12 protein-coding genes are annotated in these 13,216 nt (G+C 69.8%); 3 read left to right on the top strand and 9 right to left on the bottom strand.

What is annotated here, in order from left to right:
- Positions 1 to 16: 16 nt before the first annotated feature.
- The 8 genes from argH to Q0863_RS14725 form a co-directional block, all read right to left on the bottom strand.
- A complete protein-coding gene (gene argH / locus Q0863_RS14690; RefSeq protein WP_298579969.1) occupies positions 17 to 1,309 on the bottom strand; it encodes an argininosuccinate lyase in 1,293 nt (430 codons plus the stop codon).
- Positions 1,306 to 2,289 carry an N-acetyl-gamma-glutamyl-phosphate reductase gene (argC, locus tag Q0863_RS14695; RefSeq protein WP_298579972.1) on the bottom strand — a complete coding sequence of 328 codons (984 nt, stop codon included), beginning with the start codon at positions 2,287 to 2,289 and terminating at the stop codon, positions 1,306 to 1,308. Before argC ends, argH begins: the two co-directional genes overlap by 4 nt.
- A complete protein-coding gene (locus Q0863_RS14700) occupies positions 2,286 to 2,897 on the bottom strand; it encodes a GNAT family protein (RefSeq protein WP_298579975.1) in 612 nt (203 codons plus the stop codon). Before Q0863_RS14700 ends, argC begins: the two co-directional genes overlap by 4 nt.
- 1 nt (position 2,898) lies before the next feature.
- Positions 2,899 to 4,221 (bottom strand): acetylglutamate kinase, encoded by a 1,323-nt coding sequence (locus Q0863_RS14705; protein ID WP_298579978.1) that lies wholly within the window; start codon positions 4,219 to 4,221, stop codon positions 2,899 to 2,901.
- Entirely contained in the window at positions 4,218 to 5,312 is a 1,095-nt protein-coding gene (locus Q0863_RS14710) for an acetylornithine deacetylase (protein ID WP_298579981.1), read from the bottom strand. The genes Q0863_RS14705 and Q0863_RS14710 overlap by 4 nt, the downstream gene beginning before the upstream one ends.
- A 138-nt stretch (positions 5,313 to 5,450) precedes the next feature.
- Positions 5,451 to 6,701 (bottom strand): argininosuccinate synthase, encoded by a 1,251-nt coding sequence (locus Q0863_RS14715; RefSeq protein ID WP_298579983.1) that lies wholly within the window; start codon positions 6,699 to 6,701, stop codon positions 5,451 to 5,453.
- A 52-nt stretch (positions 6,702 to 6,753) separates the two neighbouring features.
- The gene (locus Q0863_RS14720) at positions 6,754 to 7,797 is read right to left on the bottom strand and encodes an N-acetylornithine carbamoyltransferase (protein WP_298579986.1); all 1,044 of its coding nucleotides are present in this window, start codon (positions 7,795 to 7,797) and stop codon (positions 6,754 to 6,756) included.
- Between the two features lie 256 nt (positions 7,798 to 8,053).
- A complete protein-coding gene (locus Q0863_RS14725; RefSeq protein ID WP_298579989.1) occupies positions 8,054 to 8,566 on the bottom strand; it encodes a hypothetical protein in 513 nt (170 codons plus the stop codon).
- A gap of 227 nt (positions 8,567 to 8,793) precedes the next feature.
- On the opposite strand from Q0863_RS14725, the gene cysS reads away from it, so the two are divergent.
- From cysS to Q0863_RS14740, 3 genes are all read left to right on the top strand, one after another.
- Entirely contained in the window at positions 8,794 to 10,248 is a 1,455-nt protein-coding gene (gene cysS / locus Q0863_RS14730) for a cysteine--tRNA ligase (RefSeq protein WP_298580270.1), read from the top strand.
- 143 nt (positions 10,249 to 10,391) lie between these two features.
- Positions 10,392 to 10,832 (top strand): SufE family protein, encoded by a 441-nt coding sequence (locus Q0863_RS14735; protein WP_298579992.1) that lies wholly within the window; start codon positions 10,392 to 10,394, stop codon positions 10,830 to 10,832.
- 44 nt (positions 10,833 to 10,876) lie between these two features.
- Positions 10,877 to 12,094, top strand: a complete 1,218-nt coding sequence (locus Q0863_RS14740) for an MFS transporter (protein ID WP_298580273.1) — start codon at positions 10,877 to 10,879, stop codon at positions 12,092 to 12,094.
- Between the two features lie 108 nt (positions 12,095 to 12,202).
- Here Q0863_RS14740 and dksA read toward each other — a convergent pair whose 3' ends face one another.
- Positions 12,203 to 13,177: an RNA polymerase-binding protein DksA gene (dksA, locus tag Q0863_RS14745; RefSeq protein WP_298579995.1), complete on the bottom strand. Its 975-nt coding sequence runs from the start codon at positions 13,175 to 13,177 to the stop codon at positions 12,203 to 12,205.
- Between the last annotated feature and the right edge of the window lie 39 nt (positions 13,178 to 13,216).

A 13,216-nucleotide genomic window follows, 5' to 3' on the forward strand; every position in this document is an offset into this window, starting at 1 on the left:
CGCGGGCCAGGCGCGCTCACAGGGCCTCCCAGCGGCTGCGCAGTTCGTCCAGCCGCAGGTCGGCCGCCGCGCCGGGCGACGTCCGTGCGGCGAGGCTGCCCTCGGGCGAACGGCCCTGCCCCGCGCTGTCGGCCGATGCCGCCGCGGCGCGGTACGCCTCGCGGAACGGCACGCCGGCAAGCGCGGCCTCGACCGCCACGTCGGTGGCGTACATGCCCGAATCGACCGCCGCTCGCATCCGGTCCTCGCGCCATTCCAGGTTGGCCAGCAGCGCGGGCAGCAGCTGCAGCGCGGCGAGGCCGCGGCCGAAGCCGTGGAAGATCGCGCCCTTCGACGCCTGCAGGTCGCGGTGGTAGCCGGACGGCAGCGACAGCAGCTGCTCGATCTCGGTGCGCGCCGCCGCCACGCTGGCGTGGGTGGCGCGCATCAGCTCGATCACGTCCGGATTGCGCTTGTTGGGCATGATCGAGCTGCCGGTGGTGTACTGCGCCGGCAGCGCGACGAAACCGAACTCGGCGCTGGTGAACAGCGACAAGTCCCAGGCGATGCGGCGCAGGTCGAGCGTCGCCGCGCCGAGCGCCTCGAGCGCGGCCAGCTCGAACTTGCCGCGCGAGAGTTGCGCATAGACCGGCGACACCTGCATGCGCGCGAAGCCCAGCGCCTGGGTGGTGTGTTCGCGGTCGAGCGGCAGGTTGACGCCGTAGCCGGCCGCCGTACCCAGCGGGTTGCTGTCGACCAGCGCCAGCGTATCGGCGGCGCGGATCGCGTTGTCGATGAAGGCCTCGGCCCAGCCGGCCCACCACATGCCGGCCGAGGACACGACGGCGCGCTGGATGTGGGTATAGCCGGGCAACGGCACACCGCGCTCGGCTTCGGCGCGGTCGAGCGCGATCTTCGCCGTCTCGCTCGACAGTCCGGCCACGCGCGCCAGCTTTTCCTTCAGCCACAGGCGCGTGGCGACCAGGACCTGGTCGTTGCGGCTGCGGCCGGTGTGGATCTTGCGGCCGGCGTCGCCCAGGCGTTCGGTCAGGCGCGCCTCGATCGCGGAGTGCCCGTCCTCGAAGCGCTCGTCGAGCACGAAGTTGCCGGTGCGGAAATCCGAAGCCAGCGCAACCAGCTCGCGCCTGAGTCCAGCCAGTTCCTCCTCCGACAGGATGCCGATGCGCTGCAGCCCCTCGGCGTGCGCGGTACTGGCCTGGATGTCGTGCAGGAAGAACTCGCGGTCCAGCACCACGTCGTCGCCGGCCAGGAAGCGCTGGATGTCCGCATCCACCGCCACACCGGGCTTCTGCCACAGCAGTCCGCTCATCGTCCATCCTCCGCCGGAAGCAGCGCGTCGCCGGGCACGCCGGCCAGCTCCTCGAAGCCGAACGCGAGATTGAGGTTCTGCAGCGCCTGGGTCGCCGCCCCCTTGAGCAGGTTGTCGAGCGTGGCGACCACGACCAGGCGCTTTCCGCCCGGCGCGACGGTGAAGCCGCCGATCTCCACGCCGTGGCAACCGGCGATCCGGCTCACCCAGGGCGCATCGTCGCGCACCCGCAGCAGGCGCTCGCCGGCATAGCGCTGGCGGTACAGTGCGCGCGCCTGCTCGAGCGTGAGCGGCTGCTGCAGCCACAGGTTGGCGGTCAGGCAGATGCCACGGAAATGCGGTGCGACATGCGGCATGAACTCCACCGGCACGCCCAGCCGGCGCGAGACCTCGCGCTCGTGCAGGTGGTCGGCCAGCGAGTACGGCATCAGGTTGTCGCGCAGCAGCTCGACGTTGTTGCGGTCCGAGGGCGTGGTGCCCGCGCCGGAGTAGCCCGACACGCCGAAGCACTGCGGCGGCCCGGCGAGTCGATCCAGCACCGGCGCGATCGCCAGCTGCATCGCCGTGGCGTAGCAGCCCGGATTGCTGATCCGCGTCTGTCCAGCGCCATTGGCCCGGGTGAGTTCCGGCAGGCCGTAGTACCAGCGGTCGTCGAAGCGATGGTCCGCCGACAGGTCGACGATCACCGTGGCCGGCCTGGTCGCGTCCAGCGCCGCGACGAAATCGGGCGCCTTGCCGTTGGGCAGCGCCAGGATGACCGCGTCGGCCGCCTTGGCCGCGACCGCGTCGGCATCCAGGTGTTCGAAGCGCAGTTCGCCGGCGTAGCCGTCGTTGTGGTCGGCGACGCGCTGGCCCGCGAGTTCACGCGAGGACACGAACGCCAGTTCGAAGGCCGGGTGCGACTGCACCAGGCGGATCAGCTCGCTGCCGGTATGGCCGCGCGCGCCGACGATGCCGAGGGAAACGCTGGACTTGCTCATGGATGGGATTCCAGGCGGAACTGCAGGTGGGTGCGCACGGCCGGCCATTCGCTGTCGAGGATGGAAAACACGACGGTGTCGCGAAGCGATCCGTCGCGATGCCGGGCCGCGTTGCGCAGCACGCCGTCCTGCCTGGCCCCCAGCCGCGCGATCGCGGCCCGCGACGCGTGGTTGAACCAGCTGGTCTCGAAACTGACGTTCGCGCAGCGCAGCGCCTCGAAGGCGTGCCGCAGCAGCATCAGCTTGCACTCGGTGTTGAGTCCGGTCCGCTGCACGCGCGGCGCGTACCAGGTGTAGCCGACCAGCAGCTTCGGCACCTGCGGCTCGAGGCCGTAGAAGCGCGTCGCGCCCACGATCTCCCCGTCGCCGTCGCGCACGACAAACGGCAGGACCCGTCCGGCCGCCTGCGCCGCCAGCACATCGTCCACATAGTGCGCGACCTGGTCGGGCGCGGGCACGTTCGTGTACCAGAGCCGGTCCAGCCCGCTGCCCTCGACCGCCGCGCGCAGTCCGGCCGCGTGGCTGGCGTGCAGTGGTTCGAGCACGGCGTGCCGGCCGGCGAGTCTCGGCACCGTGCACCATGCGGGTGGGAGCGTGGTTGCGTCCATGTCAGTCCTGCAGCGTCGGCGGGCGCGTGGCGCAGTGCGCCACGCAGCGCTCGATCTCGGCAAATCCGTCCAGCCCGTACCAGAACACCTTCCACTTGTCCTGCTTGAGGCAGCCGTCGGATTCGGCGTAGTAGAAGATGTTGATCTGGTTGTTGTGGCGTGAGCGCCAGAACAGCCGCGGCGTCTCCTCGCGCATGACGTTCCAGACCGCGCGCCCCAGGCCCTCGCCCTGGGCGTCGTCGAGTACCGCGAACTTGTCCAGGTAGGTGACCCCGCCACCGTCGGTCAGCACCACCGCGGCGCGGTAGTTCTCGCTGACGTAGGCGCGCAGCAGCGGCGTGCGTTCGAAGTAGTCCGGCACCAGGCGGCGGCCGAAGCTCGATTCGATCAGTTCGCGCAGGCGCTCGAGGTCGAACGCGTCCCAGCTGGTCCCGCGCAGCACCTTCTCGCCGCGCCGCACCAGGGTGCCCGAACCCTTGTGCGTGAACAGCTCCTTGGCCAGGTCGGCCGGACGCGTGATCGAGACCGAGGACTCCAGCGGCAGGTGGTCGAGCAGTTCCTTGATCTGCTGGATCTTCACCTTCATGCCGCCGTTGATCCACGGCTGCTGCATCAGGTGCTCGTACTCGCTGGAGAGGTTGATCGAATCGATCACGCTGCCGTCGGCATCGAGCAGGCCACCGGTGCCGGTGAGGAAGATGATCTTGTAGGGCTGCAGCACGCGCACCAGTTCGCTGGCGGCGAAGTCGGCGTTGATGTTGAGGATCTGGCCACCGGGGGTCTCGCCGAGGCTGGCGATCACCGGGATCGAGGTCGCCTGCAGGCTGGCCTCGATCGGCGCCAGGTTGACCCGGCGCACCTCGCCGACCAGGCCGTAGGTGGCCTGGTCGAGGTAGTCCGACTCGAACACCCCGCCGGTGATCGAGGTGGCGCGCACGCCGTTCTGCTGCAGCGCCTCGACCAGCGCCAGGTTGGAGACCTGGAACACGCGGCGCACGATCGCCAGCGCCTCGGGCGAGGTCACGCGCAGGCCGTTGACGGTGTGCTTCTCGATGCCTGCCGCGGACAGCTCCGCGTCAAGCTGCGGACCGGCGCCGTGCAGCACGATCGGAGTCAGCCCCACCTCCTGCAGGAACGCCAGCGACGAGGTCAGCGCCTCGAGGTCGTCGCGCAGCACCGCGCCGCCGACCTTCACCACGGCGAAGCGCTTGGCGTCGATCTGCGAGAAGCGCTTGAGGTACTGGCTGATCTCCTTCGCGCTGGCCATGCTCGAGAGCAGGCGCACGATGGTCTGGCGGGTCTGGCGGTTGGCCTGGATGTTCATGCGCTCAGGATGTCGCGGACGATGCCGCCGTAGCGTTGCAGTTGTTCGAGCGAGACCCACTCGTCGGCGGTATGGGCCTGGGCGATGTCGCCCGGGCCGAACACGAGTGCGGTCAGGCCGGCCTGGGAAAACAGCGAAGCCTCGGTCCAGAAGTCCACCGCGTTGCCGATCGGCAGGCCGAGCTCGTCGGCCAGGTCGCGCGCGGCCAGGCGGCGATCCTCCGCCGCGGCGACGTCGCCGGCCGGAAGCGAGGGTCCGCGGAACGTCTCTTCGTAGGCGTCCAGCCCTTCGGGCGCGGCGAAGCCGCGGAAGGCCGCGTGCAGCTGGTCGATGTCGTGCGAGGGCAGCGGCCGGAAGCCGAAGCGCAGCTCGGCCGCGGGCGCGATCACGTTGGCCTTGATCCCGCCGTCGATGCGGCCGATGTTGAAGCGCAGCCCGGTCAGCCCGCCGAAGCGGCGGTGCGATTCCATGCCGACGAAATCCAGCGCGCGGCTGCTCCAGCGCACCGCGTGGTGCACCGCGCTCGCATCCAGCGCGCCGGCGCCCGAGGCATGTCCGGCGCGGCCGCGGAAAGCCATGCGCACCGAACTGATGCCGCGATGCGCCAGCACCGCCTCGCACTGCGTCGGCTCGGCGACGACCACGTGGCCGAAGCCGTGGTCGGTAGCCAGGAAGGCGGCGACGCCACGTGCGTCGTTGGCCTCCTCGTCGCTGGTGAACAGGAAGGCAGCATCGCCCCGCGTCACCTGGGCGGCGGCGATCAGCCCGGCGGCCGCGCCCTTGATGTCGCAGGCGCCCAGGCCCGTCGCACGCTCGCCGTCCACGCGCAGCACGTGCGGGTCGGCGCTCCAGTGCGGCGACGACGGGACCGTATCCAGGTGCACGTTGAACAGCCGCGTCGGGTTGCCGCGCACCGCGAACAGCGACACCGCGCCCGCGCCGTGGTCGACCACCTCCACGCGGAAGCCGGGCAGCTGCGCGCGCACGTAATCGAAGATGCCGCCGGTGCCGATCTCGCGCGGCGGATTGCGGGTGTCGAAGGACACCAGCCGTTCCAGGTGCGCGAGGGTGGATTGGAGCAGGTCGTTCATCGGATCGCTTCAGTCGGCCGCCGCGGCGGCGTGATCGGTGTCTGCCGGGCGCGTGCCGGCTCCGGGATTCCGCCGGAAGGACGACAGCCCGTCATGCCGGCACTGCGCGGATGCATGGCGACGGCTGCCGCGCTCACGTCAGCGGTTGACCTCGGCCCAGAGCGTGCTGCTCATGCCGAACAGCTTGATGAAGCCTTCCGCCTCCTCGACGCCCCAGTCGGCGGACTGGGCGTAGGTGGCGCCCTTCGAATGCAGCAGGCGCGGCGACTTGACCGCCACGGCATCGACGCGGCCACCGCGGGTCTCAAGCACCACTTCGCCCTCGACCATCGCCTGCGACGACGCCAGGAACGCTTCCAGGTCGGTCTTGAGCGGGTCGTGGTAGAAGCCCTCGTACACCAGCTCCACCCACTTGCGCGCGACCTCGGGCTTGAAGCGGTTCTGCTGCTTGGACAGCACCGCTTCCTCCAGCGCGCGGTGCGCGGCCAGCAGCGCGACCAGGCCCGGCGCTTCGTACACGATCCGGCCCTTGAGGCCGATCACCGTGTCGCCGGTATACATGCCCCGGCCCACGCCGTAGGGCGCGAACAGGCGGTTGAGCTTGGCCAGGATCTGCTCGCCCGGCAGGGTCTTGCCGTCGAGCTCCACCGCTTCGCCGCCGGCAAAGCGCAGGCTCACGGTGAGCGGCTCGACCGGCCATGCGCTGCGCGGCGCGCACCAGCCGCGCGCGCCCTCCCCCGGGGTCTCCCAATGGTCGATCTCGCCGCCGGACATGGTCACGCCCAGCAGGTTCTCGTTGATGGTGTAGGCCTTCTGCTTGGCGCGCACGCCGAAGCCGCGCTCCTCCAGGTAGGCCTGCTCGTAGGCGCGGGTCTGGGTGTGTTCCTTCTGGATCTCGCGGATCGGCGCCACGATGCGGTAGCTGCCCTGGGCCTTGATCGCCAGGTCGAAACGCACCTGGTCGTTGCCCATGCCGGTGCAGCCGTGGGCGATGGCGTTGGTGCCGAGTTCGGCCGCGCGCCCGAGCGCGGCGTCGACGATCAGGTAGCGGTCCGAGACCAGCAGCGGGTACTGGCCCTGGTAGCCCTCGCCGGCCCAGACGAACGGCTTGACGAAACCTTCCCAGATGGCGGGGCCGCCGTCGACAGTGACGTGGCTGGCCACGCCCAGCTCGGCCGCGCGCTTCTCGATGAAGGCGCGCTCGTCGGCGTCGACGCCGCCCGTGTCCGCGAACACCGTATGCACGGCCCAGCCGCGCTCCTGCAGGTAGGGCACGCAGAAACTGGTGTCGAGCCCGCCGGAGAAGGCGAGGACGATGTCGCGGCTTTCAGCCGCGACGGGATTCGGGATTCGGGATTCGGGATTCGGGGAAGCGGAGTGCTGGGACATGGGGGAGTCTCTGGACGATTGGATGAAAGCGTGGGCAGGATCGGGGCGGCGCTTACGAATCCCTCATCCCCGATCCCGAATCCCCGCGGTGATGGCCACGCGCCAGCGCGGCCATCACCGCCTTCTGTACGTGCAGGCGGTTCTCGGCTTCCTCGATGGCGATGCAGGCCGGCGAATCCATCACCGCGTCGCTGGCCTTGACGTTGCGGCGCAGCGGCAGGCAGTGGCTGAAGACGGCGTCGCGGGTGAGCGCCATCTTGGCCTCGTCGACCATGAAGTGCCGGTACTGGTCGCGGATCGGCTTCTCCGGCGCCCAGTTGCCGAAATACGGCAGCGCGCCCCAGCTCTTGGCGTAGACCACGTCGGCGCCCGCATAGGCGCTCTCGATGTCGTGGCTGACGGTGAGCGAACCGCCGCTCTCGGCGACGTTGTCGCGGGCCCAGCCCATGTAGCGCTCGTCGAGCACGTACTCGGGGGCCGGGCAAAGCAGGGTCACGTCCATGCCCAGGCGCGTGGCGATGGTCAGCGCCGAGTTCGCCACCGCGGTATTGAGCGGCTTGGGATGGTAGGTCCAGGTCAGGACGTACTTCCTGCCGCGCAGGTCGGCGGTGCCGAAGTGCTCCTGCAGGGCCAGCGCGTGCGCCAATTCCTGGCAGGGATGGGTGATGGTCTCCATGTTGATCACCGGCACCGGCGAATACTTCGCGAAGGACTTGAGCACCAGGTCCTGGCGGTCGTACTGCCAGTCGACGAACTTCGGGAAGGCGCGCACGCCGATCAGGTCGACGTAGCGCCCGAGCACGCGCGCCACTTCGGCGATGTGCTCCTCGGTGTCGCCGTCCATCACCGTGCCCAGGTCGAACTCGATCGGCCAGGCGTCCTTGCCCGGCTGCAGCACCACCGCGTGGCCACCGAGCTGGAACGCGCCCAGCTCGAAACTCGTGCGCGTGCGCATGGACGGGTTGAAGAACACCAGGGCGATCGACCGCCCCTTGAGCTCGTCGCCGATGCGGTTGCGCTTGTAGAGCGCGGCCTGCGTGAGCAGCGCATCGAGATCGGCGCGGCTCCAGTCCTGCGTGTTGAGGAAATGCTTCATCGGCGGCATCCAGTGTCGGAAAAGCGTTCGGTAGGGCGGTGCAGAAACGAAAAAACCCAGCCTTCGGGCTGGGTTTCGGCATGACGGAAACAACGTCCGGTCGACCCAGCTCAGGTACAGGGATCCGGTCGGCGCGCGCGCGAGGTCATCCCGGCCGCCATGCGGGCGGAGGTCAGGATGTCGGCGTGGGCAAGGGCGTTTTTCACCGCGCGCATCGTCGCACGAGGCGGCCGTGCACTGCAACAAAAAGCTGCGGTCAAGGGGTTTCCGCTGAAACCACCGGCGTCACCGAGACGCGCACCTGCACCCGGTTGCCCGGATCCACCGGCAGCCGCGAGCGGTACTTCACGCCCCTGTGCACGTAGTCCACGTCATAGCCCATCGGACGGCGGAACTCGCGCTCCATCGGAACCATGCGGCATTCGCCGCCGGCCGACGGCGCCACTTCCTCGACCTTCGGGTCGGGCGTCAGCGCACCCTTGACCGCACCGATGACCCGGGCGAAGCCGGTCTTCTCCTCGGTGTCCTCGACCGGGGTCGAGGCCTCGCAGCGCTCGACCATGCTGGTCGCGCGCAGGGTCTGGTAGACCGGTTCGGCGCGCAGCACCTGCGCGTACTCGATGCGCACGTTCTCCTGAGGCGCAGGCGGCTGCATCACCACCTGCGACGGCGCCGCGGGCTGCTGGGCGGCCGCGGGCAGCGCCAGGCACAGCAGCCCCACGCCGGACAGGCGGCGACAGGCGGCAGTGAAGGTTTCGGAACGGACCATCGGCATCAGTGTAGGCCGCGACGCCGGTGCCGGGCTGAACCCTTGCCGCATGGGGCGTCTCACCCATGCGCGGCGGCGCGGCGCGCTCCTGCCCGCGGGTCCGGGCAGCCGCCGCAGCGGCTACCACGCAGGGCCCGTCTGCGCCCGGAGACGCGCCGGCCGCGTGGCGCGGTATCCGCTGGCCCGCGTACGTTCTAGAATCGCCTGCTTTCGCCCGTTGCGTGCCGATGTCCCTGCGCCTGTTCAACAGCCTGACCCGCCAGGTCGAAGCCTTCTCGCCCCTCGACCCGGCCAGCCCGACCATGTACCTGTGCGGGCCGACGGTCTACAACTACGTGCACATCGGCAATGCGCGCGGGCCGGTGGTGTTCGGGGTGCTGGCCGCCCTGCTCCGCCGCCGCCACGGCGCGCTGCGCTACGCGCGCAACATCACCGACGTCGACGACAAGATCAACGCCGCCGCGCGCGAACAGGGCGTGCCGATCTCGGTCGTCACCGACCGCTTCGCCGCCGCCTACCGCGAGGACATGGCCGCGCTGGGCGTGGACGGCGCGTTCGCGCCGGACATCGAGCCGGCCGCGACCGCGCACATCGCGGCGATGGTCGCGATGATCGAACGCCTGGTCGAATCGGGCCACGCCTATGCGGCCGACGGCCACGTGCTGTTCGCCGTCGACACCTTCCCTGGCTACGGCAAGCTCTCGCGCCGCGACCCGGACGACATGCTGGCCGGCGCGCGCGTCGAAGTGGCGCCGTACAAGCGCAACGCCGGCGACTTCGTGCTGTGGAAGCCGTCCACCGACGAACTGCCCGGCTGGGACTCGCCCTGGGGCCGTGGCCGCCCGGGCTGGCACATCGAATGCTCGGCGATGGCCGCCGCGCACCTGGGCGAGACCATCGACATCCATGCGGGCGGCGTGGACCTGCAGTTCCCGCACCACGAGAACGAGGTGGCGCAGAGCGAGTGCGCCCACGGTGGCCGCATCTTCGCCCGTACCTGGCTGCACAACGGCATGCTGACGCTGTCGGGCGCGAAGATGTCCAAGTCGGTCGGCAACATCGAGAAGGTGCACGACCTGGTGCGCGAACACCCGCCCGAAGCGCTGCGCTACGCGCTGCTGTCGGCGCACTACCGGCAGCCGCTGGACTGGTCGGATGCGCTGATCGAGCAGTCGATTTCCACATTGAATGGACTTTATGGTGTCCTGAGAGACCGAAAGGTCCTGACGGTCTACGGCTTCCTTAAGGGGAGCTGGCCGGAACCGGACCTGGACCAGCTGGAGATTCCGGCAGAGATCGAAGCCGCTCTGGATGACGACCTCAATACGCCGCGCGCGCTTGCAGAGCTCTCTCGAATCGCCGCGAATGCCCGTCGCTTGATAAACGACGCGTCCGGCAGGGCGCAGCCTGATCGTAGTCAGGTCGAGGCCGCATACAATGCTTGTGCGTGCGTGATTGCGGCGGGCAGAGCACTCGGTTTGCTTCAACAGGATCCTGATGACTGGTTTCAGGCGGGGGTCTCGACAGAGGAAGACTCGCGCATCCAGTCGCTGATAGACGAACGGGCGGCAGCGAAAAAGGCGCGCGATTTCGCCCGCGCCGACGCCATCCGCGACCAGCTCGCCGGCGAGGGGATCCTGCTCGAGGACACGCCGCAAGGCGTGCGCTGGAAGCGGGCCTGACATCCCGATTTCCCCGCCTGCGCATTCCGCCTTGCCGCCGCCCGGCGTGGGAGCTGCAATGGAGGCCTGCCTGCGCGGGCAAGCCCGCCCCACCCCCAGCCCTCCCCGCGGCGCGGCGGAGGGTGCACACCGGACAGTACGACGTGAACGCTTCCCCCTTTCCTATTGAATCCACCGCCGCGCAGGCGCAAGCCGCGATCCGCGACGAGTTCGCGTTCTTCGGCGACTGGTCCGAGCGCTACCAGTACCTGATCGACCTCGGGCGCAAGCTGCCGCCGTTCCCCGAGCCGCTCAGGATCGAGGAGCACCGCCTGCTCGGCTGCCAGTCGATGGTCTGGATCGTGCCCTCGGGCGATGCGGCGCGCCTGGACTTCGCCGCGGCCAGCGACTCGGCCATCGTCTCGGGCCTGATCTACCTGGCGCTGCGCGTGTATTCGGGCCGCAGCGCGCGCGAGATCCTCGACACCGACGCCAGCTACATCGCCGACATCGGGCTGGCGAAGCACCTTTCGCCGACGCGCAGCAACGGGCTGGCCTCGTTGCTGGCCTTCATCCGCGAGGCCGCGCAGCGCGCACTGGCGTGAACGCGGCCGCGGCCGGGCCGTCTCCGGACAGTCGCGCGGCACCGCTGCGCAACCGCGATTTCCGGCGGCTCATGGGTTTCCGGATCTTCACGATCCTGTCCTACCAGGTGGTCGCGGTGACGGTCGGCTGGCACGTCTACGAACTCACCCGGGACCCGTGGATGCTGGGCCTGATCGGCCTGGCCGAAGTGCTGCCCTACTTCTGCGTGGCGCCGTTCGCCGGTTACCTGGTCGACCACCTGCCGCGCCGTCGGCTGGGTGCGTTCGCGGCCGGCGGCCTGGCGATCACGCCCCTGCTGCTGGTCGCCATCGCCGCGGGCTGGTGGCAGGCAGGCACCCCGGCCATCTACGCCGCCATCGCCCTCACCGGCTGCGTGCGCGCGTTCCTGGGGCCGGTATACAACGCCGTGTTCGCGCGCGTGCTGCCGCGCGAGCAGTACGTGCGCGGGGCCAGCCTGGGCAGCATCGTGTTCCAGTCGGGCCTGGTCACCGGCCCTGCGATCGGCGGATTCCTGGTGGGCTGGGCCGGCAAGCCCGTGGCTTACGGCGTCGCCGCGGCGTTCGCTGCCTGCGCGGCGGCGGCGATGCTGCGGCTGCGGGTGAGCGAACCGGCGCCGCAGCTGCAGCGCACGCCGATCTTCGCCAGCATCGCCGAGGGCGCGCGCTTCGTGTTCGGCCACCAGGTGCTGCTGGGCGCGCTGGCGCTGGACATGTTCGCGGTGCTGTTCGGCGGCGCGATCTCGCTCGCGCCGGCCTTCATCAAGGAGATCCTGCACTACGGGCCGGAGGGGCTGGGTATCCTGCGCGCGGCGCCGGCGCTGGGCGCCGTGGCCGTGGGGGTCTGGCTGGCGCGGCATCCGCTCGACCGCAATGCCGGACGCATCCTGCTGGCCGCGGTGGTGGGTTTCGGCCTGTGCATGGTGGGCTTCGGACTGTCCACGGCGTTCTGGCTGTCGGCCTTCTTCCTGCTGCTGTCGGGCGTCTGCGACGGCGTGTCGGTGGTGACCCGATCCACCATCATGCAGCTGGCCACGCCCGACCACATGCGCGGCCGGGTCTCGTCGATCAACGGACTGTTCGTCGGCTCCTCCAACGAGATCGGCGCCTTCTACGCCGGCTCGATGGCGCGCCTGCTCGGCCTGGTGCCTGCGGTGGTGCTGGGCGGCTGCGTGACGATGGGCGTGGCCGCGGTAACGGCATGGCGCGCACCGGAACTGCGGACGCTCCACCTGGGGAAGCTGGGATTGGGGAAGCGGGATTAGGGACTGGAAGAAAGCGCGGGCAAGCCTCTCCGCTCTTCCGGATTCCCGATCCCGAATCCCCGATCCCGCCCATGAAAAACCCCGCCGAAGCGGGGTTGTTCATGACTCTCAGTCGCCCATCTGCTTCTGCATGTGTTCCCAGCGTTCCTGGGCGTCGATGGTGCGCTCGGCCTGCGGGCGCGCCTCGAGGCGGTCGAGGCCGATCTCCTCGCCGGTATCCACGCAGTAGCCGTAGTCGCCCTCGTCGACCCGGCGGATGATGCTCTCGATCTTGTTGATCAGCTTGCGGTAGCGGTCGCGCGTGCGCAGTTCCAGCGCGTTCTCGGTCTCGCGGCTGGCACGCTCGGCCTCGTCGCCGACGTCGCGCACTTCGTCCTTGAGGTTCTCGATGGTCTGGCGCGATTCCTCGACCAGCTCCTCGCGCCGGGTGATCAGCTTCTGCCGGAAGTACTCCAGCTGCAGCGGATTCATGTACTCCTCGTCCGCGCTGGGCTTGTAGCCCTGCGGCAGGATCGGCCGCCCGCTCTCCGGATCGGTGTCGTACGGCACCACCTTCACCTTGGCGCGCGGCGCCGGGGCCGAGGACCGGTTGGTCACCGCCACCGCCACCTTGCCCTGCACGCGCGGGCCATTGCTCACGCGCGCCGGCGAAGCCTTGCTGGCCTGCGGCGCGGCGGGCGCCTTGCCCTTCCTGGCGTTCGCGGCGGCCGGGACAGCAGCGTTCGCCACGGCCTTCTTCGGCGCGGTCGCGGGCTTGGCGGGGGCGGTCTTCACCGCCGGTGCGGCCGCCTTCTTGGCAATCGGCTTGGCCGCCTTCTTCACCGGCGCGGGCGCCGCCTTGGCGGCCGGCTTCTTCGCGGGCGCCGGGCTGGCCGCCTTGCGCACCACCGGAGCGGCCTTCTTCGCCGGGGTCTTCTTGGCCACCACCTTCTTGGCCACGGCCTTCTTCGCGACAGTCTTCACTGCCGCCTTCTTCGCCGGAGCCTTCTTCACTGCCTTGGCGGCGGGCTTGGCCTTGCTGGCGCTGGTCTTGGCCGTTTTCGCGGGCTTCGCGGGCTTTTTCGCCGACTTCTTGACTGCCACTTGATGCAATCCCTCTGGATTCCCTTGGACGGGAAAAGC

This window comes from uncultured Luteimonas sp. (genome assembly GCF_947492465.1).
In the GTDB taxonomy this organism is placed as follows: Bacteria; Pseudomonadota; Gammaproteobacteria; order Xanthomonadales; family Xanthomonadaceae; genus Luteimonas.